Source organism: Pricia antarctica (assembly GCF_900101815.1).
GTDB lineage: Bacteria > Bacteroidota > Bacteroidia > Flavobacteriales > Flavobacteriaceae > Pricia > Pricia antarctica.
In genome coordinates this window covers 190081-213629 of record NZ_FNAO01000001.1, presented here as the reverse complement: position 1 = coordinate 213629, position 23549 = coordinate 190081, and the positions used below count along the sequence as shown (strand labels likewise).

Here is a 23549-nt window from a genome sequence, read left to right as displayed (position 1 = left end):
CAATCCATTTAAACTTGTGAATTTTGTATGTTTATGAGCCCTATGCGGTTCAACGATCCGCTTTCAAACTTGAAAAATTCTATTGAAAACACCAATTTCCATAACCGCAATAGCCTCCATTTCCCCGCTTGGTATTTCCAAGGATGAGATTTGGGCCAACTATCAAAAAAACACCCCTTGTTTCACCAAAAGAAATTTCAGCGGGACCGACGAATGGATAGCCCCTTTGCAAGAATTCGCAAAAAAGGAAATCGACCAACTAAAAAACGGGGATGCGAAATACAGAAATCTTGACGATTCGGTCCTATTCGCCCTATACGCCTCACGAAAGGCAGTAGAGCAAGCAGGATGGTCTCTTGAAGGAGCTCGTGCCGAGAGCGGTCGAGGCGCTCGGGATGACATCCGTTTCGGAATCAATATTGGTTCATCAAGAGGCGCGACCACACTTTTTGAAAAGTACCATGAAGAATTTCTGAAAGACAAACGGGCATCGACACTTTCCTCCCCGACCACGACCTTAGGCAATATTTCATCTTGGGTAGCCCACGATTTGCAGACCAAGGGCCCAGAAATATCCCATTCCATTACCTGTTCCACCGCCCTTCATGCCCTGTTGAACGGGGTGGCCTGGATCAAAAGTGGTATGGCGGACCAGTTTCTGGTCGGGGGAAGTGAAGCCCCATTGACCCCTTTTACCATCGCCCAAATGAAGGCACTGAAAATCTATGCTACCTGCGATAGCGTTGCCAATCAATCTATATCAAGCGAAACAGAAAGGGGCCAAAACCAAGCACCCGAGCGGCCTTTGCCCAGCGGAGCCGAAATATCCCAGACTTCGATGGATGGGTTTGGCCAAAATTACCCCTGCCAAGCCCTAAATCTCACGAAAAAACAAAATACCATGATCTTGGGCGAAGGCGCCTCGGTTGCCTGCCTCGAAAAAGGGATACATGAAAATACCTTGGCCGTAATCGAAGGTATCGGCTACGCTACCGAGCCTTTACGGCACAATACCTCCATCTCCACCGATGCCGAATGCTTTCAACGCTCCATGCGCATGGCCTTGGGAAAAACGAAACCCGAAGAGGTCGATATAATCGTAATGCACGCCCCGGGCACGATAAAAGGCGATTTGTCCGAATACAGGGCCATCGTAAAAGTTTTTTGTAACAAACTTCCATTTTTGACCACCAATAAGTGGAAAATAGGGCACACTTTTGGCACTTCGGGGATGTTGAGCCTTGAAATGGCCCTTTTAATGTTGCAGCACCAACAGTTTATCGAAGTTCCTTGCGCTGAATACTTTCCGAAGCCTAAAAGCATTCAAAAAATAATTGTGAATGCGGTCGGGTTTGGGGGTAACGCGGTAAGCATATTATTGGGGTCTGTCTAGAAAAGTGTAGGATATTTTTTGACAGACCCATTGTCCTAATTCATACACTATTGTCCAACGCCGTTTTAGGTTTGCTATCGGATAAATACCTAGTTTTTATAGCAACCCATTGTACAAATGACCTGCGGCACTTATCCTGTAGTAGGTCTTTTTTTTATTTTCTATTGTCTCTTTTCTATTTTAAAGCCTATTTTTGATTTCGAATGAATCCACGCACATGACCAAGACGAAACACGACTGGACCAAGTCCGAAATCCTCGATATCTACAATACCCCATTGATGGAACTGCTTTACGACGCGGCCACCATCCACAGAAAACACCACGACCCCAATACGGTGCAGGTATCTACGCTGCTATCGATTAAAACGGGCGGTTGCCCTGAAGATTGTGGCTATTGTCCGCAAGCGGCCCGATACCATACCGATATCAAGGGTAACGATTTGATGACCGTTCCACATGTTAAGGCACAAGCTTTACGGGCAAAAGCTTCGGGAAGTTCACGCGTCTGTATGGGTGCTGCTTGGCGTAACGTCAAGGATGGCCCGGAATTCGACCAAGTACTTGAAATGGTGCGTACCATCAATAAATTGGATATGGAGGTCTGCTGTACCCTTGGGATGATCACCGAAAACCAAGCGAAGCGTCTGGCAGAAGCCGGACTTTACGCCTACAATCATAACTTGGATACATCCGAGGATTATTATAAGGATGTAATTTCTACCCGAGCCTTTCAAGATCGTTTGGATACTATCGACAACGTACGCAAGAGCAATGTTACCGTTTGTAGCGGTGGGATAATCGGAATGGGCGAAGCTTTGGAAGACCGCGCAGGAATGCTGGTCGCGCTATCAAGCTTGAACCCACAGCCTGAATCCGTACCGATCAATGCCCTGGTCGCAGTGGAAGGTACTCCTATGGCGGAGATGGAACCCATCAGTATCTGGGAAATGATCCGTATGGTCGCCACGACCCGTATCGTGATGCCCGAAACCCAAGTACGACTGTCGGCTGGGCGTACCGAAATGAGCCGCGAAGGGCAGGCCATGTGCTTCTTTGCAGGGGCGAATTCTATTTTTGCGGGCGATAAGCTATTGACCACTCCCAATCCCGATGTAGGCGAGGACATGGCCATGTTCAAGTTGTTGGGACTGACCCCGCAGAAACCCTTCACGAAAGTCTCGCAACCCAAGACTTTAGAGGCTTCCGAGTCGCAGCTACAGCCATTGGGCGAAAAACCAAAATGGAGCCGACCAGGGCATTCCATAGAACGCAACGAAACGGCCAAAGCGAAACCCAAACCATCTGTTAGCACCACTGATTTATAGAGGTAGCAAATATTCTGCCTTTTTACGGAAAATTTTCTATTTAGCCAGCCTTATCGCTTCGCTATCAGAAACGATTTTCTGACCTACTTTGTCGCAATCGTTTAGCTACCGATAATGAATTTAGAATAGATTTAAGAAGTTTATCCTTCAGGGATAATTAAATTTGCCGCTTTCGATTTAAATGTTTTTAATCATCAAGCCTTGAATTTAGAAGCTATTCCGAGGGTGAAGTCCATTACCAAGGAAGATTTTTTGGAGAGATATTTCAAACCGCAAAAGCCGGTGGTCATCGAACATGCAGTCGATGACTGGCCAGCTACTCAAAAATGGAGTTTAGACTACATAAAAGAGGTTGCCGGAGATAAGACCGTTCCTTTATATGATAATCGGCCTGTAAACCACGAAGATGGGTTTAACGAGCCGCATGCCCAGATGAAGATGTCCGATTATGTAAATCTCTTGAAATCGGAACCTACCAAGTATCGTATCTTCCTTTGGAACATCTTAAAGGAAGTACCGCAACTGCAAAAGGATTTCAGCTTTCCTGATTTCGGTCTCAAATTAAAGAAAAAACTGCCCATGCTGTTTTTTGGAGGACGGGATTCCTTCACTTTTATGCACTACGATATCGATATGTCCAATATTTTCCATTTCCATTTTGAGGGAAAAAAGGAATGTATTCTGTTTCCACAATCCGAGACAAAATACCTGTACAAGGTGCCACATTCATTGATAACCCATGAAAGCATCGATTTCGAAAATCCCGATTTCGAAAAATGGCCCGCTTTGAAATCGGCCCATGGATTTAAAACGGAATTGAACCATGGCGACGTGCTCTACATGCCCGAAGGCTATTGGCATTATATGAAATATGTCACCCCCGGATTTTCGATGAGTTTACGTTCTTGGCCTAAAAGCCCTTTCAATTTCGCAAAGGGCTTGTACAATATCATAATAATGCGAAGTTTCGATATCGCCATGCGTAAAATACAAGGCCAAAAGTGGATAGAGCATAAAAATGCGAAGGCGGTGGAGCGGACGAATGCGATGTTGGCTTAGAATACCGATTTCTATAATCTGATATCGTTTCGTAAATTTGTACTTTCAATTCATACTCTAAATTCATACATGTGAAAAGTTTCATAGCAATTTTATTTTTATTGGCCGGCACTATTTCGGCATGGGCACAAGGATACTCGGGCAAAGGGGATCAAAAATTTCAGGTAGGCGCAAATTTGCAAAATAACGGTACAGGCATCACCGCCTCCTACGATTACGGGTTGGGCGAGAATATATCGATAGGGGCAACTTCTTCATATTCCCTGGGAATCGGTAGCGGCCTTGATAATGGCGCGCGCGAACGCTTCGATGCCAAAGCAAGGTTCAGCGCCCACCTTGGTCCGGTAATGGGTATCAGCGACCGATTTGATCTGTATCCGGGACTTGATCTGGGGCTAAAGAATTTTGGTTTTCATACTGGAGCTCGGTATTTCTTTTCAGATGGGTTCGGTGTATTTACGGAACTGGGCTTTCCTATTGCAAAGTATGATACTGGTGATTTGAGCCCGGCGGAAGAACTGCATAATCAGTTTACCATAAATCTTGGGGCTTCGTTCAACTTTTTGTAGTTTCTTAAGTTGCTGGGTGCTCAGTCTGACCCCGGTTTTGGAAGGATTGGGAGGCACTGGCATACAGAGACTCGATTTTTTTTACTGGGTAATGGGCTACGGCCCAAAGCGCAATACGTTTCACGGGACAAGTTCCTTGATTTTCGCGTACACCAACTCACTTTCCCATCCGCGATACAGTAGATAATCGGCTAGTTTTTTTCTTCTTTTTAGCCGGTTCTTTTCGGTAATTTGAGACAATCTTTTGTCGGCAAGGGCGTCGAAGGTATCAAGATAAGCAGTTTGGTTAATTTCTTGCAACGCCGTCTTGATATTGAACCTTGAAATGCTTCGCTGCTTCAATTCCAACCGAATCCGTTTGCGACCCCATTTTTTAATAGTGAATTTTCCCCGGGCGAAGCTTTTGGCAAAACGCTCCTCGTTCAAGTAGTCGTTTTCGATAAGGTGAACGACAATTTGGTCTATGGCTTCGGGAATCATACGCATCTCCCGTAATTTATTCACCACTTCCTTATGGCAGCGCTCTTGGTACGCGCAATAGCCTTCGAGTTTTTTTGTCGCTTCCTTTAAGGAGTAGGCTTTCATCATGCTGTAATTTAAACAAAAAAAGCGACCCTTCGTTGCCGAAGAATCGCTTTAATAATTGGTAATTACCAATTCAATAAATGGTCTTACCGTCTTTATCCGTAAATCGATATTCGAGATACGTAAAGGCATCGCGTGGCTGTATTTTCACCCATTTTTTATGCTCCAAAAACCATTTGGACCGCATGGATGGAAAGCCTTTCGTAATGTATGCCGCGATAAAAGGGTGGATGTTCAAAGTAATCTTCTCATCCTTTTTAGGCCCTTTCAACAACTTTTCGAGATCGAAATTGATTTTATCTACCAAAACGATAGGGGCTTCAACTTCTTTTCCGCTCCCGTTGGGGTTCTCTTCGGTCGTCTTGATGTTCATTTCGGGACGAACGCGTTGCCGTGTTATCTGTATCAGCCCGAATTTACTGGGCGGCAGAATTTTGTGCTTGGCACGATCGTCTTTCATCTCGTTGCGAAGATGGTCGAAGAGCTTTCTTCTGTGCGGTGCCTTTACCATATCGATAAAGTCTACCACAATGATGCCACCCATGTCGCGAAGGCGTAATTGCCTGGCGATTTCGGAAGCTGCCAAAAGGTTCACTTCCAGAGCGGTATCTTCTTGGCCCTTGCCCCTGCTCGAACGGTTACCGCTGTTCACGTCTACAACGTGCAATGCCTCGGTATGTTCGATAATCAAGTACGCACCTTTGCTCATGCTGGCGGTACGGCCAAAAGAAGTCTTGATCTGCCGTTCTATCCCATACTTTTCAAAAATAGGAACCGGCGATTGATACAGCTTTACAATCGACTCTTTTCCGGGGTCGATTTCCTGTACATAATCCTGAATCTGGTCGTAAAGCGTTTCGTCATCTACATGAATACCGGTAAAGGAATCATTAAAGACGTCCCTGAGTATCGAAGAAGCCCTGTTGAGCTCGACCAATACTTTCGAGGGGGTATGCGCTTTTTGTAATTTTTCACACATTGTCGACCATTTGGCCAACAAGTTTTCTAGATCTTTGTCAAGTTCCGCTACTTTTTTGCCTTCTGCGACGGTTCTGATAATAACACCAAACCCTTTTGGTTTTATGCTTTTTACCAGTCTTTTTAGCCTGTCTTTTTCTTGATTGCTCGCTATCTTTTGAGAAACGGATACACGATCGGAAAAAGGCACCATGACCAGATAACGCCCCGCAATGGAAAGTTCGGAACTGATTCTTGGGCCTTTGGTGGAAATGGGCTCTTTGACAATTTGCACGAGTAAAGACTGGTTTGCCTTGATGACATCGGTAATGACACCATTTTTGTCAATGTCTTTTTCTGTAGGAAAATTGGTAAGGGTATAATCCTTCAATTTCCCGGTACTTACCTGCTTTATAAATTTAAGCATAGTGGCCAGTTGTGGCCCAAGGTCATGATAATGCAAAAAGGCATCCTTTTCATAACCCACGTTGACAAAGGCTGCATTGAGACCGGTTACCGGTTTGCGTACCTTGGCCAGAAGTATATCGCCAACGGAAAAATCGTTGTTGTCTTCCTCTTTATGCAATTCAGTGAGCTTTCCATCCTTTAAAAGGGCAAAATCAACGGCATCGGAACTAGATCTTACGATTAATTCTCTATTCACCTGAATATATTTGTACTTGCCCCTTCACAATAATTCCGATGATGACCGGACTGGAAGTGGACAAATTGATTAAACAATACTTGAAACGGATTTAATAAAATCCGTCGGAATCCACTTTTTTGGATTTCTATGTCAATGAACGTATAAAATAATAAAGGCCGTATTGGTGGTAAGTACTGAAGATTTTCAGTTCCTACATCCATTACGGCACTTACAAAAATTACTTTTTCTTGTGGCGGTTAGCTCTTCTGCGCTTTTTACGCTTGTGGGTAGCTACCTTATGTCTTTTTCTTTTTTTACCACTCGGCATATATATTTATTTTTTGGGTTATTTATTTTACCTGCACGTTACTTTTGACGCCTTCAACAAAAACCTTAGCGGGCTTGAACGCCGGTATATTGTGCGCCGGAATCTTTATAGTCGTGTTCTTGCTAATGTTCCTTCCGGTCTTTTCGGCCCTGGTTTTAACAATAAAACTGCCAAAACCTCTAAGGTAGACATTGTCGCCACCTTCCAAGGAATTTTTCACTTCCTCCATAAAGGTTTCGATGGTTGCCTGTACATCGCCTTTTTCGATTCCCAGTTTATCCGAGATATTCGATACAATTTCTGCTTTCGTCATCTTTCGTGTTAAATTTTAAGTAGTTAGAATCCAATGTGGATGCTGTTTTTTTGGGATGCAAATATATAAATTTAATTACATACTTCCCGCTAACGGACTAATTTTAAACGATTCATCTTTCGCCAATTTTTTTAAGATTGTAATGATGGGATGGTTCCTGGGATAATCCGTTATTTTTGCACCTTAGCTTTTTTGCAGATGACCTTTGCCCAAATAATTTTAGTGTGGTATGCTTCGAACAAACGAAACTTGCCTTGGCGGGGAACCCGGAACCCCTATTATATATGGCTTTCGGAGATTATTCTTCAGCAGACGCGGGTGGTGCAGGGCACACCCTACTACCTGAAGTTTATAGCCGCTTTTCCGACGGTATACGACTTGGCGAACGCATCCGAAGAACGCGTGCTGAAACTTTGGCAGGGCCTTGGCTATTATTCCCGGGCCAGAAATCTGCATGCTGCTGCAAAAACGGTGGTTGGGACTTATGATGGCACTTTCCCAGAGACCTTCGAAGGACTCCTAAAATTGAAGGGAGTGGGGGACTACACCGCAAGTGCCATAGCCTCCATTTGTTTCGACCTTCCTGAACCTGTAGTCGATGGTAATGTATATCGGGTACTTGCCCGATATTTTGGTGTAGAATTACCTATTAATAGTACGGAAGGCGTCAAATATTTCAAAGATCTGGCTCGTGAGGTCATGGATCCCGATAGTATTCGGAATTACAATCAAGGGATCATGGAGTTCGGTGCCGTTCAGTGTACCCCGAAAAACCCCAATTGCATGTACTGCCCGTTGAACGATAGCTGTGTTGCCTTGCAAAAGGGCAAGGTTCAAGAGCTGCCCATTAAAATCAATAAGACCAAAGTAAGGCGTCGCCATTTCAATTATTTGTCTTTTAGGGATGCCGATGGAAAAACCCTATTGAAACAGCGGACAGGAAAGGGCATTTGGCAGCATCTTTGGGAATTTCCGTTACTGGAATCCAAGCAGGCAATTGATGAGGATGCGGTAATCAAGAAATTGGATGATTTTGTGGATGCCAAAAAAGTACGGGAAATAATAAGATATAATGAACGACCCATCATCCATAAACTGTCTCATCAGCACCTGTACACCGTATTTTGGATAGTCAAAACGGATGAGGTGCTGCAAAATAGCATCCGCTTATCCGAAGTTGAAAAGTATCCTGTACCCGTATTGATTGCCGAGTTCTTACAGGTACTTTTAAAAAAACCGGAAACTGATCATCAGTAGCTCGATTTCAAAGCTTCGGAATCAAAATAGTGGTTTTCGGGAACCAGGGTTTTGAACATGCTCGTAAACATCCAAAAATTCGTACTTTTGAGGATTAATTTATAAGAAAAAGCAATGAGCGGTACATTGAACAAGGTGATGTTGATAGGTAATCTTGGGGATGAGGTGAAAATGCACTATTTCGAGAACGGCGATTGTATCGGGCGGTTTCCCATAGCGACGAGTGAGACCTATACCAATAAGAAGACAGGCGAACGCACTACAACGACCGAATGGCACAATATCATCGTTCGCAACAAATCGGCCGAAATCTGTGAAAAATACTTGGGCAAAGGCGATAAAATCTATGTTGAGGGACGACTGCGAACGCGCCAGTGGCAAGATGACACCGGCAACACCCGCTATTCTACCGAAGTGCAGGCCCAAGATTTTACTTTTCTGACCCCAAAAGGACAAAGCAACGCTAGCGATCAACAGAGCGAGCAGCCCCAAAACCAAAATGTGGATTCGACCAATTCGGATACTACAAAAACCGCCGATTCCCACAAAAAATCGGCTCTGAGTCCATCCGAAGAGGATGATCTACCCTTCTAAAAAATAAACCCTACCAATTGGACCCTGACCCCATTATTTCACTTCCCAACGTCGTAGCATCCGTCGGTGCTTTTGCGTTTAAAATCATATTTCTTGTCTTGCTATTGATCTGTTCCGCTCTGATTTCCGGAGCAGAAGTTGCTTTTTTTGGACTTTCGCAATCCGACGTAAAAGACATCGAAGAGCGCAAGACGACCCGCGGAACCATTATCGTTAAGCTGTTGGAAAGGCCCAAAAAATTGTTGGCCACCATTTTGGTCGCCAACAACGCCATCAACATTGGGGTAGTGCTACTTTTTAGTATCATCGGCGAGACCGCTTTTGCGCATATAGAATTGGAATGGGTTCGGTTTTTATTGGAAGTTGTCGTGGCCACCTTCCTTATTTTGATGTTCGGCGAAATATTGCCCAAGGTCTATGCCAACAGAAACCGCGAGGCATTTGCCCATTTTATGGCCTATCCCCTGAGAGTATTGGATTTTCTGTTCTCGCCCCTGAGCCTTCCCATGCGTTCGGGTACCCTTTTTCTGCACAACAAGCTGGGCAAACAAAAATCGAGCCTGAGCGTTGACCATCTTTCACAGGCTCTGGAAATGACCTCTGAAGGGGATACCACCAAAGACGAGCAAAAAATTTTACAAGGCATCGTTTCCTTCGGCAATACCGATACCAAGCAGGTCATGCGACCGCGTATCGATATTTTTGCGCTGAGCGAGGCCATGAAATTTCTGGAAGTTCTGGAAGAAATCAAAAAAAATGGCTACTCCCGTATTCCTGTTTTTTCCGAGCATATGGACAATGTTCTGGGGGTACTTTACGTTAAAGATCTGTTGCCCTATATAGATAGGAAAACCCTGAACTGGATGGATTTGATCCGTGAACCGTATTTTGTGCCCGAGAATAAAAAACTCGATGATCTTTTGTTGGAATTCCAAGAAAAGAAAAACCATTTGGCGATTGTCGTCGACGAGTACGGGGGAACTTCGGGCATCGTCACCCTCGAGGATATTATTGAGGAAATCGTGGGCGATATCAGCGACGAGTTCGACGATGAAGACCTGATTTTCTCCAAATTGGACGATTTCAATTTCGTTTTCGAAGGAAAGACCACACTTAAGGATTTCTATCGGGTCGTCAAAATCGAAGATGAAACGGAATTCGAACAACAAAAGGGCGAATCGGAGACCATAGCCGGTTTCGTTCTTGAAATAGCAGGTAGTTTTCCAAAAAAGGGCGATATTATTGCTTTCAACGAGTATCGGTTCGTCGTAGAGGGCCTTGACAAAAAGCGACTGAAACAGATCAAAGTGACCTTGCCACATGAAGTTTAGATCTTACATTGCAATAGGGGTATTGGGTGTGTTATTTGTCGCATGTAAAGAAGAGGTGCTGCCCAAACCGAACGCCAAGCTCCGTCTGGAATATTCGAAGCCAGAGCTTACCGAGTTGGTGACCGACCATTTTCGGTTCGAATACAACAAATTGGCCAAGGTAAAAATCAAGAACAGCACGGCACTAACCTTGAAATATCCTGAAATGAAAGGTGAGATTTTCATCAACTACAGAAAGATCGATAACAATATTGAAAAACTACTTTCCGATGCCCAAAAACTAAGTTACGAGCATTCGGTAAAGGCCGATGGCATCCTCGAGCAGCCTTTTGTCAGTGAAGCGCACAACGTGTATGGTATGTTCTACGAAGTCAGTGGCAATGCCGCTTCCCAAGCACAGTTCTATGTGACCGACAGTACCGAACATTTCTTGACTGGCTCGCTGTATTTCCTCACAAAGCCGAACTACGATTCCATCTATCCCGCCGCTGCCTATCTGCAAAACGATATTCGGGGGATTATGGAGACTTTGAGGTGGAAGGATTGATAGGCAGTCGCAGGTCGACAGCTTCCGGCAAATCAGTCCTCTTTCCCTAATAGATTCTGGGCATTTTCGATACTCGAATTGATTTGTTCCTTTAAAGCCTTCACTTTTTCTTCCTCTTCATCGAGCCATTGCAGTTTCTGCTCCGAGAGTTCCGCTCCTTTCATTATTTCATCGAGAGTAAAGCGATTTCCAAAGTTTTGCATCCAATCCATCATAGCTTTATGGGCATCCTGAAGATCTATTCGGGCTTTTTTGTATTGCATTCCCATTTCGGTGCTATCGTTTTCCATCCCTTTGAGTTGTCCTACCAATTTTCCAAATTGGCCCATTTTCGGCATGATCTCGTCGTGCACGGCCATGACCTCTTTCATTTGAATGGATTCTTTTTTCTCCTTGCAGGAGGTGCTGAATGTGATCAAGGCAATAGTCATCAGTAGCATTAATTTCTTCATTTTTCAACTTTTTTGGTTGTCCACAAAGGTCGCAACTTGCCTTTGGATTTCATTATATTTCTTGATCCCATAGGATAGCCCAAATTTACGACAGGTTTTACTTCCTTTAGGTCTGAAACGAAAAAATCATCATTTTTGTATCGTCTAAAACTATCCAAGACTTGAACGACTATTCGAAAAAGTGGGTCTACTTGATTTTGCTGTCCTTGGTCTGGGGCTCGTCCTTTATCCTTATAAAAAAAGCGCTCCTAGGTCTAACGCCTTTGCAATTGGGCGGTCTGCGCATCGTCTTTGCTTCGCTGGTCTTATTTTTGTTTGGATACCGCAGCCTGAAAACCATCAACCCCAAAGATTGGAAATGGATTATAGCAGCGGGACTTCTAAGCTCATTTTTCCCTCCCTTTTTGTTCGCTTTGGCGCAAACGGAAATCGATAGCGGGGTGACGTCCATCTTTAATTCGGTAGTGCCTTTATTGACCACCGTGGTCGGCATTGTGGCCTTTGGGGCCCTAGTGACGAAGCGGCAGATCTTAGGGGTCGTTATCGGTTTATTGGGAACACTTGCTTTGATCGTATCGGGCATGGAGTTCAAGCCGGACCGTAATTACGCCTATGCCATTTTTATATTGATCTCGGCCTTGTGTTATGCATTTAATATCAATATTATCAAAAAGCATTTGGCGCATTTAAGTCCGCTTGCCGTTACCACGGGCAGTTTTGCCGTTGCTTTTATTCCGGCGCTACTGCTGGTATCCCTCTCCGGATTTTTTGCAGAATACCAAAATAACGAAGCGATGCACACCGCCTTGTGGTATCTTTTGGTTCTTGCAATTATTGGCACTTCGATAGCGAACATTATTTTTAATAAGCTCATTTATCTTTCAAGTCCCGTTTTTGCGGCTTCGGTAACCTATCTGATTCCCTTGGTTGCCTTGCTCTGGGCCGTTTGGGATGGGGAGACCATGAACGGCTATCAATTGCTGGGTGGACTAATCATCTTACTCGGCGTCTGGTTGGTGAACCGACGGAAAAGGGCGGTTTGATATGGGATGGATGCGCAGGCTATCTTACTTTTTCATTGCGGATATCCCTTCTCTTTTTTGTTCAGTTTTTCGGGCTTGATACACCAGGGCGCGACCCAGGTTTTTTTTGGATTTGAAATTTGGGATTTGGAGTTTCTCCCCCGAAAGTTTATTTTGACAGCTGCAACACCTTTTCCCAAACTTCTGCACTAACAGGGATGCCTTCCGCCAAATTTTTCTTGCGGGTCTGCAACGTGCGCTCGCCGGGATAATACGTACGCCCACCTTTTTCCAAGGGTTCCACATCGTGCGTATAATCGATAATTTCGTTGAGCAATTTTTCCTGTAGGCCGTTATCGCCGAATATTTCGGGATATACGCATAAGAAAACCTGGGATACACCCGTCTCATAGTCGTCTTGGCCGATTTTATAGGTGGATTTTCCTGCGGATAACAGGGTTGCCAGCATATCCAAAACCATAGAAAGTGCCGAACCTTTCCAGTAGCCGATGGGCAGGCCGCGTTGGTTTCCGAGAATCTTTTCCGGATCTTTGGATAGCTCACCCTGGTTGTCCCAACCGCCGGAATAGGGCAGTTTTTCGCCTTTCAATTTGTAGTTGTTGATAGTGCCGAACGCGAACTGTGAAATCGCCATATCCAAAACCACATGGCCTGCTGCTCTGGGAATTCCAACAATAAAAGGATTATTCCCCAACCGGCTGTCCTTCCCGCCCCAAGGGGGCATATTCGGTTGGGTGTTGGTAAAGAGGATGGATATACATCCTTCATCGGCCGCTCGCCATCCGTAGGTGCCGCCTCGCATCCAATGGTTGTTGTTGCGCAGGGCAACCAATCCCATGCCATGTTCTTTTGCCAAGGCGACCGCCCGGTCGGTACATTTGATGGCATTGATGATTCCCGGCCCCGAGTTGCCGTCCCAGCGTTCAATGCTTCCAAAGGCTTCCATTTTTTCCGCTTCGGCATTCACTTTGATCACTCCATTTTCCACATATTCGATAAAAAGAGGTACGCGATTGATGCCGTGGGAGTTGACCCCATCTAAAGTAGTTTCTGAATGGGTTTTGGCGAGCAGTTTCGCTTTTTCCTCCATAAAGGAATGCTTCCGGAAGAGGCGATATAAAACCTCTTGCATTTCGTCAAATGGAATGGTAAGGGATTTGGGATTCATGGGTAATAAGTTTTACATATGATGTTAAGAATTCAAGACTGGTTCTGTGCAAGTTACCCCTTTTTTGCGTTCCTCTTAGTAATAAAATAACTGCTGACGATTATCAATACCCCGCCGATCAAGGTGTTCAACGTCACTTTTTCATCCAAGATAAAATATCCCAACACGATGGCGCTTACCACCTCAAGGTACATTAAGGACGAAGCGATGGAAGCTTCTAAATATTTCAGGCCATAGAAGAAGAGCTTAAAGACCACGATACCGATCAAAAATCCGTAAAATACACCTACCCCCAATTGCTCTAAAGATGCATCGGGAATAAAGAACAGAAAGGGGATAAAAAAAAACGCACCTACCAGATTTTGATAGATGATGATCTGCTCCTTATTGTAATGCTGCGATTCGGACTTAAAGATTAGTACGGTCACCGCATAGGTGATTGCTGATAAAACCGCGGCCACCATACCCAAGATATCCTCATTTCCAAAACTGAAGGTTTTGTTGGAATACGTGACAACCAAACCGGTAAATGCCAAGAACAATAGCGCTACGTGACTCCTTTTAAGCGGTTTCTTAAAGTAGACCGTTTCGAAAATAAACACGAAAATGGGCCATGAATAGAATAGCACGACCGCATTGCCGATGGATGTAAAAATAAAGGCGACTAGGTACAGATAGATACGTACTACGTTTATGGTCGAGGCGAGCAGCATCTTTTTGTAGTTGCCGGTAAACAGGGGGTTGGACTTGCTGAACAGAACGGGCGCCAAAAATAGGATGGGTACCATGGTCCGAAAAAAAGCGATGGCGCCCGTACTCAAGGTGGACATATATTTTATGAGTAGGCCGTTCGTACCGGCTATCAGGGCACACAGAGCTACGGCATAGATTGCTTTTTTCATTTGGCAAAACTACTGAACTCGGCAAAAGAAAAGGTGTAAACCAGTACTGGGTTAAAGCATAAATGCCACAAAAGACGCATTGATTTATGCTGTGATTTTGGCTTAACCCAGTACTGGTTCACTGCTTTAGTTTCCCAAACAACCATTGGTTTTTTAATTCTTGCTGTTCTGGGAAGGTCCAATGTTGGGTTTCCTGAAAAACATGAAGTTCTTTTTTTGCGTCGATGACATTGTAGGCTGAAAAGGTCGAGGCAGGCGGACACACATTGTCGTTATAGCCCCAGCTGTACCAGCCTTCGGCGGTTACCGAGCGTGCAAAATTGACCACATCGTAGTATTTTGATACCTCTATTTTTTCGGTTTTATTGGTAAATTCATCCACAAAGATCTGGGGCCATCCGCCGGCGCGGCCATGCAAGAATCCCGTCATATCGGAAAGGGCCGGATAAAAGGCGGCCAAATAATCGATACGGTCATCGAGGCTTGCGGTGACGATGGAAAGCGCCCCGCCTTGGCTTCCTCCGGTTACGGCCATATTATTGCCGTTAAAACTATCGAGACTGTCCAGAAAATCCACCGCTCGCACACATCCCAAATAGACACGGCGGTAGTACATGTTATCTTTATCGTCAAGGTTAAAGACTTGATAATTGTTTAACGCGCCGGCTTGAAGATCATCGTAAACGCTCTTGTCCAAAGTAACGGGAATACCATGAATACCGATGGTAAATGTAACAAAACCCTCGGCCGCTTCATCGACCTCCCCGTAATACGGCCGAATGCCCGCCCCGGGCACATGTAGGATGGCTGGATACTTTCCCTTCTTTTTCGGGATACATAAAATACCATAGATCTTGCCCTGAACATTGTCCAGTTTCACATGGTACACATCGACCTTATCGGTACAGCGTTCGGGCAGCAAAGTCAATACGGGGTTCATGGGCACTTCGGCCAGTTCTTCCTTGCCTTTGTCCCAAAACGCCTCGAAATCGGATGGCAGGGTCGTGGTCGGTTCTATCTTGTAAGGTGCAAACCCCGTAGTAGCGTAGGAAGAATATTCCTTGCCATCTACCGTTACGGTGGCGGTGCAGCGCAGAAACCCCGGTTCCTTAAATTTTGCAGCTTTGATTTTTGTCTTATTGTTTAGGGATAGCGTGCCCTCGTCCCAAATCTTGACTTCGCGATAGCCGGGGTCAGTCTCGATTTTATAGTTGATTTTCACACCTTCGATCGGCACATGGTTTCGCAATACATTGATCGAGAATTCGGCCTGTTCGCCGACTTCGTACGTCCAGTCCGTATGATTGGGGCTTACGATGACCTCGACCAGTTGTTTGCTGGGCTGGGCGGTGAGGTAGACCGTGAAGAGGAGGGCTGCGAGGAAGGTGCTGTAATGATTAGTTTTCATTTGTTCGGATAGTTTTAGATGCCCTTCGAATGGAAATTGGCATTGATTTTAAATGGATGCTGAATGGTAGTTAATACCTATGAGATACGTTTTATTTTGCCAACCGCCATTCTTTCCTTGGCTTTCGGGATAACAGACTATTAGCCTCTGAATCACCAATAAATTTTTCTTTATCCGAATTCCATTGAAGCTTTCTTTTCAAGCGGTATGAGATGAGTCCCAAATGCATGGGAAGGGTCAATTCCCGGGCATTGGCGAGATTCGATTCTGGGGAGGTTCTCGACTTTATGGCATCCACAAAATTCTGTTGGTGTCCGGGCGAGCGGATTATGGTTTTCGGTACTTCGGGAATATCGGTGACCGTTTCGCCATTGATAGTGATTTCACGCGTTTCGTAATCGCAGATAAGTGTACCCTTGTCTCCCTCGAAATAGGCACCAATATTGCGTTCCGCGGCACCGGGCACTTTTGGGGGCTCGGTAGTCCAATGCAGGTTTAAATCCTCAAATTCATAATCGACATTGATCCATTGTGGAGTGTCGGCAATACCTTCGGCTTCCTCGCCTTGGGCGGCAATACTTTTTAAGCCCTTTGGCTGTAGCGCCCAGAAAGCCACATCGGCGATATGGCACCAAAAATCGGCAAAGATACCTCCGGAGTAATCCAAGAAATACCGATAGGTAAAATGACACCGCTCGGGTATATAATCCACGTAGGGTGCAGGCCCCAGCCACATATCCCAGTTGAGGCCCTTTGGTACGGCCACACTTTTCGGATTGCCTAAATTGGGAGGCTGACCATTTTTCCATAAACGCACGGTATGGACCTTGCCGATAGCACCGGCCCTAATGATTTCGACGACCCGGTGATAGTTATCGGTCGCATGAATCTGTGTGCCCAATTGAAAAATGCGATTGTTCTTTTCCATGTTTTTGAGCATCATCCGGCCTTCCTTTACATCATAGGACAAGGGTTTTTCCCCATACACATCCTTTCCAGCTTGAAAAGCGAGGCTACCAATCTGGGCATGCCAGTGATCCGGCGTAGCGCAGGTAATGGCATCCACATCTTTTCGATCTAGAATATGTCGGAAATCACCATACCCGTCCACCTTTTTGCCGGGCTGTAAGGCGTTCATCGTTTTTAGACTTGTGGCCAGGTGCTGTTCATCGACATCGCAAAGCGCGACTATATCGACCTCAGGTAGGCCGGCGAACCATTTCATATGGTTATTGCCCATACCGCCTACACCGATGTGTGCCACCCGTAGACGGTCACTGGGCGCGACCTTTCCGTATGCCGAGGGTAACAGGGTCAGGCCCAAAAGGCCCAGGCCACTTTGTTTTAAAAATTGTCTGCGATGCTTGTTGTTCGATTTCATAATAGATGGGGATAAGGGGGATTGATATTTTTTGTTTTTCGAATATATACTAATGAGTAAATCAACGAATATTAATGAACTGCTACGATCCTCCGGCAGGCAACATATTGCGGATCGCGCTGATTTTCCAACGCTTGCCTTCGTAGACTACGATAAAGGTACTCCACATTTTCCGAAGGGAGCCGTCGGCATTCTCAATCTCATATCGGGTATCGACCACTGCCGTTTTTTGGCTCAAAAAACGAATCTGGTCTACAGTCAAGGTCCGGCTCCCCGGGTTAGCACTAGAACTTCGTAGCATCCCTTGCTTCGCCGTTTCAAAACCCCTGCGCCATTCGCCGGTCGATACCAATTGGTCGATATTATCGGTAAGAATTTGTTTAAGCAGTACCGTGTCTTTGGTTTCTCGTGCCTGGGCGTATTGGTCGATCAGGGTGTAGAGGGGTTTTTCTTTTGGGCTGGGGCCTGTAGTTTGTTGGGCGCAGGCCCAAGGTATAAACAACGTAGCGCAAAAGAATAACATCAATTTTTTGTCCATAATAGCACTGATTTTTGGGTTCACTGCTTAAAAGTACGATTTCTTAGACTATCGGTATCTTTGAAAATAGTTCTTAAAACAGGCCTTTCGCAAAATCAACAAAAGAGATATTTGCCAATGACTGCGTATTGGAGGTGTTACGTAATCGAGGCTTTAATGCCACGGCAGATTCTTTGCATTCACAGTTGTGAAGGTTAACGATTTTTGAAATCATAAATTTGTACAACTTTCTTATCAAATTGTCATACATCTATAGCCTACTCAGTTTCGTACTCCCTTTCAAAAACCACCAATAAATGCAAACCGCAGAGTGCATCATCCAGAAAACTAGGACTAATCATTGACCATCTGCAACAATTTCATTCGACTATTGATACCGACCTTATTGTAAATCCGATGGGTGTGGTCTTTTACGGTCTGTAAACTGATGAATAAGGTATCGGCAATCTGTTGGTTGGTTTTACCCAGGCAAAGCTGCTCAATGACCTCCTGCTCGCGGGGGGTAATCCGGTATTTTTGATACAAGTGTTCTTTTTTATCCGTATTTGGTTGCTCGGCACCGATTGGTGCAAACAGACGATCGGACTGCTGTCTTATGTACCATAACGCCATCAAGTGCGAAATAAAATAGAGTAAGATCAATGGAGCTAGCATCCAGGATACTGCCTCATAGAAAGCGAGGGAGACCCCACGCAGTAGAAGTCCCGTAACTAGTAAAAGGGTGAATTGCAGGACCTTTTTCCGTTTTTCGGGGGGCACTTTGTTCTGGTGCCTTACAATGATACCCGTAAAAAATAAGAGATATAGAAATTCAATGCCCCAAATCAAAAGGATAAAGTAAAATGAAATAGTTTTACCCAATAGCAGGGTTTCTTTATTTCCCAAATATAGTCCTCCGAGCACAGTTGCGATAATCAAGAATATAATCAGGTGGAAAGAAAGGGCACTACTTTTTAAGGGCGCCTCGACCAAGTCAAATACCATTTTTAGAAACATAATCATGGCAATACCAAAAAAAGGCATGCCCAAAACCGGAATAAAGTGAGTGACAAGAATTTCGACATCGTTCGTTGTATGAATTGCTACCAGTAGCGCCTGCATTCCGATTTGGCCCCAAACTGCGTAGAGGGAAAAAACAAAAAAAGCAATGAGATAGTAAAAATACGAACGGCAGAAAGCCGATTTGTACGTATTGACCAGCTCATGGCCAATCAAGATACATATGATGGCAATGGCAAAACACAATACAAATACGACTATAAAAGTAAGGCTCAGCAAGGTTCGGTGATTTATAGGCTAAAAGTAGGTAAACGGGTATAATACAACCCAATACCTTGGTAGTGAATTTATAAATCACTACTAAAGTTGGATGTAAAATAAAAAGGGCTAGCCTACATTTATCAAAAATAAAGCACACTCATGGAAAACCATACTGGAGAAAAAATTCCTATCGCCACCGCTTCGGGAAGTTATGCGTACGGTTGGCAACAAATGAAGAAGTACTTTTTATACTTCTTGGCCATCATATTGATTGTTAGCATTGCGGAATCCCCTTTTTCAAAGATCAGTGATATGGAATGGGAAAATAGCCCTGTCACCTACTTCCTTCAAATGTTGGCCATGGCCTATGGTATTCTTTTTTTGCCCATCATCAAATACGGCGGCGACCTTCTTATACTTCGGGGCATTCGCAATGAGGAATTGGAGTTCGGCGCACTGGTAGTCGGTTTTAAAAAGAACTATCTCAATATCGTACTTGCCCACTTGATAACCACTGCAATAATTATCATCGGCTTTATCTTTTTTATTGTTCCGGGAGTCATTTTTGCCTGTAGGCTCGTCTTTGTTTCGTATTTGGTGATGGATAAAAACATGGAGCCTATCGCCGCTATAGAAAAAAGTTGGGCCATGACCCGAGGCCACGGTTGGCGTATTTTAGGTATGGCCTTGCTGGCCATCCCTATATTTATCCTTGGATTAATTTGTTTTATTATTGGGATAATAGTCTCGATTATGTGGATCCATTCAGCTTTTGCAGCGTTATACCATGCTATTGATTTGAAGGAGGAAGCTACTTTGATAAGTGAACCCTAAGCGGTTGGCACTAGTTGATGCTTGTGTTGATATCTGTTTTGCTTCAGGTAATGATTTTGCAGAGGGTGTTTATAAAGTGGAAAGTGACGATTGAAAATGGATGTACTGTTGGCAGCCTCTGTTCCGGTATTTCTATTATGACGTTGATGCATCTACCGGGGTATGTGTTTCGAATGGGGCGAGTGCTTTTAATGCTCTTTCCATACTCGTAACCCCTTCAAAAACCAATAACAACCGTAGCCCATTCCGGGTCTGCTTTTCCTTGATTTTACAAAGTTGCGCATGCGACTGTACGAACTGTAGCAATTTGGTAAACGTAGCTGTCTGATAAAAGCCGGATTGCTGGTCGGCGATAAAATATCCGATCATCTTGCCTTTTTTCATTACGATTTTTTCGAGGCCGATACCGTTGGCGATCCATTTGATACGGACGGAGTTCAACAGGTCTTCGGCCTGAGAGGGTAATTCGCCGAAACGGTCGATAAGTTCTGCCTCGTATTTTTGTAGCCCTTCCTCATCCTTGACCTGGTTGAGTTCCGTGTAGAGATTTAGGCGTTCGGTGATGTTGTTGATATAATCGTCGGGAAAGAGGAGTTCGAAATCGGAATCGATTTGGGTTTCCTTTACAAAGATTTTTTCGTGGTGTCCCTCGACTTCGTCGTAGAGTTCCTTGAATTCGTTTTCCTTGAGTTCGTCGATGGCTTCGGACAGTATTTTTTGGTAGGTCTCGAACCCGATCTCGTTGATAAACCCGCTCTGTTCGCCACCGAGCAGATCACCCGCACCGCGGATTTCGAGATCTTTCATGGCTATATTGAATCCGCTACCAAGTTCGGTGAACTGTTCTAGGGCCTCGATACGCTTTCGGGCATCGGCGGTCATTACGTCGTACGGGGGAGTGATAAAATAGCAAAAAGCCTTTTTATTGCTACGCCCTACACGGCCGCGCATTTGGTGCAGGTCGCTGAGTCCGAAATTGTTGGCGTTGTTGATAAAAATAGTGTTGGCATTGGTGACGTCGAGTCCGCTTTCAACGATGGTGGTAGAAACAAGCACGTCAAATTGCCCGTTCATAAAGCTGAGCATAAGGCTTTCGAGCTTTTTGCCTTCCATCTGTCCGTGGCCGATACCGACTTTGGCATCGGGTACTAGGCGCTGGATCATTCCGGCAACTTCCTTGATGTTCTCGATGCGGTTGTGGATAAAGAACACCTGCCCGCCGCGCTGGATCTCATAGCTGATGGCATCGCGGATAGTTTCTTCGGAGAATCCAATGACCCGGCTCTCGATGGGATACCGGTTCGGGGGGGGGGTATTGATGACGGACAGATCCCTAGCCGCCATCAAACTGAACTGTAAGGTTCTCGGAATGGGCGTGGCCGTCAGGGTCAGCACGTCAACATTTTCCTTGATGGCTTTTAGTTTGTCTTTTACTGAAACGCCGAACTTTTGTTCCTCGTCCACAATGAGGAGTCCAAGATCTTTGAACTTTACTTTTTTGTTGACCAGCTGATGGGTACCGATGATGATATCGACTTTTCCGGCAGCTAGATTTTCTAAGGTTTCCCGACGCTCTTTGGTGGTGCGGAAACGGTTAAGGTAATCTACGGTTACCGGCATATCGGACAAGCGTTCCTTGAAGGTCCGGTCGTGTTGAAAGGCCAAGATAGTTGTCGGTACCAATACCGCGACCTGTTTGCCATTATCTATCGCCTTGAACGCGGCGCGGATGGCAACCTCCGTTTTTCCGAAGCCGACGTCGCCACAGATGAGACGGTCCATCGGGCGTTCACTTTCCATATCCCGTTTTACGTCTTCGGTGGCCTTGCCCTGGTCGGGCGTATCTTCATAGATGAACGAAGCCTCCAGCTCGTCTTGTAAATAACTATCGGGACCGTATTGAAATCCTTTGTCCAAACGACGTTTCGCATATACCTTGATAAGGTCGAAAGCTATTTTCTTGACACGGGTCTTGGTTTTTTGCTTTAGTTTTTTCCAAGCGGCGGAACCTAGTTTGTAGATTTTCGGCTGTGCCCCGTCCTTGCCGTTGAACTTTGAGATTTTATGCAGGGAATGGATGCTTACATAGAGAATATCGCGCTCGCCGTACATGAGCTTTATAGCTTCCTGCTTTTTGCCCTCTACATCGATTTTTTGCAGTCCCCCGAACTTCCCGATACCGTGGTCGATATGGGTCACGTAATCGCCGATCTCGAGTTTGTTGAGTTCCTTGAGCGTGATGGCCTGCTTTTTGGCGTATCCGTTTTTCAGGTGGAACCTATGATACCGCTCGAAAATCTGGTGATCCGTATAACAGACAATTTTCAAATCATCGTCTATAAAGCCTTGGTATAATGGAAAAACGATGGTCTGGTAGTGTACATGCTGGTTCGCATCCTCAAAAATGGCCTGAAAGCGTTTGGCCTGTGTTTCACTGGCGCAAAAGATATAATTGGTGTAGCCCTGGTCTTTGTGTCCGTTGAGGTTTTCGATTAGCAGGTCGAATTTTTTATTGAAGGAAGGTTGGGGTTTGGTGTTGAAAGGTATAGTCGTTGGTTGCATCTCGACTGCGCTCGATGTGACCTTGTTGGTTGCTTCGGGCACTTTTGATGTACTCCGTACAGGCTCCTTCGAAATATCTTGGCTAGCCGAGTTCCCTATAGTGATGAACCCAAACCCTTCCAATTGCATCCTAAAACCCTCGGAATTCATAAACAGTTCCTCGGGTTCTGCGTGTTTGATGTCTTCGGATAGTTTTCTGAAAGCTTCTATGGCCTTTGTGTAGAAATCATCCAAACGATTAAAAATAAAGTCGGAATTCTTGGCGAAAACTATAGTTTCAGAGGATATGTACTGTAAGAAACTTTCCCTTTTTTCTTGGATTAGTTTATCCGCCACATTGGGAATAACGGTAATTTTTTTGATCTTTTCCGTAGAAAGTTGGGTCTCGACGTCAAAGGTGCGGATACTTTCCACTTCATCCCCGAAAAACTCGATACGATAGGGCGCGTCATTAGAAAATGAAAATACGTCTACAATACCCCCGCGGACGGAAAACTCCCCCGGTTCGGTCACAAAATCGACCCGTTTGAACTGGTATTCGAAAAGCACCTCGTTCAGAAAATCCAGGGAGAGGGAATCGTCCAATTTTATTTTCAGGGTGTTTTTGTCCAGTTCCTTTCGCGTGACTACCTTTTCGAAAAGCGCATCGGGATAAGTAACGATTACCGCCGGTTTTTTTCGGGAATTGATGCGGTTCAGCACCTCGGCGCGCAGCAGCACGTTGGCATTGTCGGTCTCCTCGATCTGGTAGGGCCTGCGATAGCTTCCGGGATAGAACAGCACATCCTTTTCGCCGATCAACTGCTCCAGGTCGTTGAGATAGTAGGCGGCTTCTTCCTTGTCATTGAAAATTAGAAGGAAGGGCGAATCCGAGTGCTGAAACGCATCCGAAATAACGAATGACAGCGATGAACCTACAAGGCCGGTAATGCTTATTTTAACAGGGGCTTCGACTGCACTTAGACTTGGCTTAGTGGAACCGCTCAGCGGTACAGATGTGGCAATAGCCTCCCGCAGTTTCCGGCTTTGCGGAGACTGTGCGAACAATTGGGTGATCGAAGAATAGGTCAACCTTATTTTTTTGAAAGTGCAAAG

At 45.1% G+C, this 23549-nt stretch carries 21 protein-coding genes; 10 read left to right on the top strand and 11 right to left on the bottom strand.

The annotated features are described in order from the left end of the window. Nucleotides 1-82: 82 nt before the first annotated feature. The 4 genes from BLT07_RS00890 (at nucleotide 83) to BLT07_RS00875 (ending at nucleotide 4348) form a co-directional block, all read left to right on the top strand. Nucleotides 83-1393 (top strand): beta-ketoacyl synthase N-terminal-like domain-containing protein, encoded by a 1311-nt coding sequence (locus BLT07_RS00890; RefSeq protein ID WP_091864794.1) that lies wholly within the window; start codon nucleotides 83-85, stop codon nucleotides 1391-1393. Between the two features lie 217 nt (nucleotides 1394-1610). Continuing rightward, complete coding sequence (bioB, locus tag BLT07_RS00885) at nucleotides 1611-2720, top strand: biotin synthase BioB (protein WP_091864792.1); 1110 nt, start codon at nucleotides 1611-1613, stop codon at nucleotides 2718-2720. Between the two features lie 201 nt (nucleotides 2721-2921). Beyond that, on the top strand, nucleotides 2922-3779 hold the full coding sequence (locus tag BLT07_RS00880; protein ID WP_091864790.1) for a cupin-like domain-containing protein: 858 nt from the start codon (nucleotides 2922-2924) through the stop codon (nucleotides 3777-3779). Between the two features lie 71 nt (nucleotides 3780-3850). Continuing rightward, the gene (locus BLT07_RS00875) at nucleotides 3851-4348 is read left to right on the top strand and encodes a DUF6646 family protein (protein ID WP_091864788.1); all 498 of its coding nucleotides are present in this window, start codon (nucleotides 3851-3853) and stop codon (nucleotides 4346-4348) included. 120 nt (nucleotides 4349-4468) lie between these two features. On the opposite strand, the gene BLT07_RS00870 is transcribed toward BLT07_RS00875, so the two are convergent. From BLT07_RS00870 to BLT07_RS00860, 3 genes are all read right to left on the bottom strand, one after another. Beyond that, the gene (locus BLT07_RS00870; RefSeq protein WP_091864787.1) at nucleotides 4469-4936 is read right to left on the bottom strand and encodes a regulatory protein RecX; all 468 of its coding nucleotides are present in this window, start codon (nucleotides 4934-4936) and stop codon (nucleotides 4469-4471) included. A 70-nt stretch (nucleotides 4937-5006) separates the two neighbouring features. Continuing rightward, nucleotides 5007-6554, bottom strand: a complete 1548-nt coding sequence (locus BLT07_RS00865; protein ID WP_091864785.1) for an Rne/Rng family ribonuclease — start codon at nucleotides 6552-6554, stop codon at nucleotides 5007-5009. A 332-nt stretch (nucleotides 6555-6886) separates the two neighbouring features. After that, nucleotides 6887-7177 carry an HU family DNA-binding protein gene (locus BLT07_RS00860; protein WP_091864783.1) on the bottom strand — a complete coding sequence of 97 codons (291 nt, stop codon included), beginning with the start codon at nucleotides 7175-7177 and terminating at the stop codon, nucleotides 6887-6889. 198 nt (nucleotides 7178-7375) lie between these two features. Between BLT07_RS00860 and mutY the strand changes: the two genes are divergently transcribed. The 4 genes from mutY to gldD all read left to right on the top strand — a co-directional run bounded on the left by mutY (nucleotide 7376) and on the right by gldD (nucleotide 10906). Beyond that, entirely contained in the window at nucleotides 7376-8434 is a 1059-nt protein-coding gene (gene mutY, locus BLT07_RS00855; RefSeq protein WP_091865565.1) for an A/G-specific adenine glycosylase, read from the top strand. Between the two features lie 114 nt (nucleotides 8435-8548). Next, a complete protein-coding gene (locus tag BLT07_RS00850; protein WP_091864781.1) occupies nucleotides 8549-9028 on the top strand; it encodes a single-stranded DNA-binding protein in 480 nt (159 codons plus the stop codon). Nucleotides 9029-9045: 17 nt separating this feature from the next. Next, nucleotides 9046-10359, top strand: coding sequence for a gliding motility-associated protein GldE (locus tag BLT07_RS00845; RefSeq protein ID WP_091864779.1), 1314 nt, complete (start codon nucleotides 9046-9048; stop codon nucleotides 10357-10359). After that, nucleotides 10349-10906: a gliding motility lipoprotein GldD gene (gldD, locus tag BLT07_RS00840; RefSeq protein ID WP_091864777.1), complete on the top strand. Its 558-nt coding sequence runs from the start codon at nucleotides 10349-10351 to the stop codon at nucleotides 10904-10906. The genes BLT07_RS00845 and gldD overlap by 11 nt, the downstream gene beginning before the upstream one ends. 32 nt (nucleotides 10907-10938) lie before the next feature. On the opposite strand, the gene BLT07_RS00835 is transcribed toward gldD, so the two are convergent. Beyond that, entirely contained in the window at nucleotides 10939-11358 is a 420-nt protein-coding gene (locus BLT07_RS00835) for a hypothetical protein (protein ID WP_091864775.1), read from the bottom strand. Between the two features lie 161 nt (nucleotides 11359-11519). Between BLT07_RS00835 and BLT07_RS00830 the strand changes: the two genes are divergently transcribed. Further along, nucleotides 11520-12401 (top strand): DMT family transporter, encoded by an 882-nt coding sequence (locus BLT07_RS00830; protein ID WP_091864774.1) that lies wholly within the window; start codon nucleotides 11520-11522, stop codon nucleotides 12399-12401. 148 nt (nucleotides 12402-12549) lie between these two features. Here BLT07_RS00830 and yiaK read toward each other — a convergent pair whose 3' ends face one another. From yiaK to BLT07_RS00800, 6 genes are all read right to left on the bottom strand, one after another. Continuing rightward, nucleotides 12550-13569: a 3-dehydro-L-gulonate 2-dehydrogenase gene (gene yiaK / locus BLT07_RS00825; RefSeq protein ID WP_091864772.1), complete on the bottom strand. Its 1020-nt coding sequence runs from the start codon at nucleotides 13567-13569 to the stop codon at nucleotides 12550-12552. A gap of 53 nt (nucleotides 13570-13622) precedes the next feature. Next, complete coding sequence (locus tag BLT07_RS00820; protein ID WP_091864770.1) at nucleotides 13623-14471, bottom strand: DMT family transporter; 849 nt, start codon at nucleotides 14469-14471, stop codon at nucleotides 13623-13625. Nucleotides 14472-14589: 118 nt separating this feature from the next. Then, complete coding sequence (locus BLT07_RS00815; RefSeq protein ID WP_091864768.1) at nucleotides 14590-15879, bottom strand: acetylxylan esterase; 1290 nt, start codon at nucleotides 15877-15879, stop codon at nucleotides 14590-14592. A gap of 91 nt (nucleotides 15880-15970) precedes the next feature. Beyond that, entirely contained in the window at nucleotides 15971-17260 is a 1290-nt protein-coding gene (locus BLT07_RS00810) for a Gfo/Idh/MocA family protein (RefSeq protein ID WP_091864766.1), read from the bottom strand. Nucleotides 17261-17342: 82 nt separating this feature from the next. Then, nucleotides 17343-17798 carry a YybH family protein gene (locus BLT07_RS00805; RefSeq protein WP_217633274.1) on the bottom strand — a complete coding sequence of 152 codons (456 nt, stop codon included), beginning with the start codon at nucleotides 17796-17798 and terminating at the stop codon, nucleotides 17343-17345. A 333-nt stretch (nucleotides 17799-18131) separates the two neighbouring features. Further along, nucleotides 18132-19076 carry a helix-turn-helix transcriptional regulator gene (locus BLT07_RS00800; RefSeq protein ID WP_091864764.1) on the bottom strand — a complete coding sequence of 315 codons (945 nt, stop codon included), beginning with the start codon at nucleotides 19074-19076 and terminating at the stop codon, nucleotides 18132-18134. 141 nt (nucleotides 19077-19217) lie between these two features. On the opposite strand from BLT07_RS00800, the gene BLT07_RS00795 reads away from it, so the two are divergent. Further along, on the top strand, nucleotides 19218-19892 hold the full coding sequence (locus BLT07_RS00795; RefSeq protein ID WP_091864762.1) for a hypothetical protein: 675 nt from the start codon (nucleotides 19218-19220) through the stop codon (nucleotides 19890-19892). Between the two features lie 135 nt (nucleotides 19893-20027). Here the strand turns inward: BLT07_RS00795 and mfd are convergent, their stop codons facing one another. Further along, nucleotides 20028-23525: a transcription-repair coupling factor gene (mfd, locus tag BLT07_RS00790; RefSeq protein WP_091864760.1), complete on the bottom strand. Its 3498-nt coding sequence runs from the start codon at nucleotides 23523-23525 to the stop codon at nucleotides 20028-20030. Nucleotides 23526-23549: the final 24 nt, after the last annotated feature.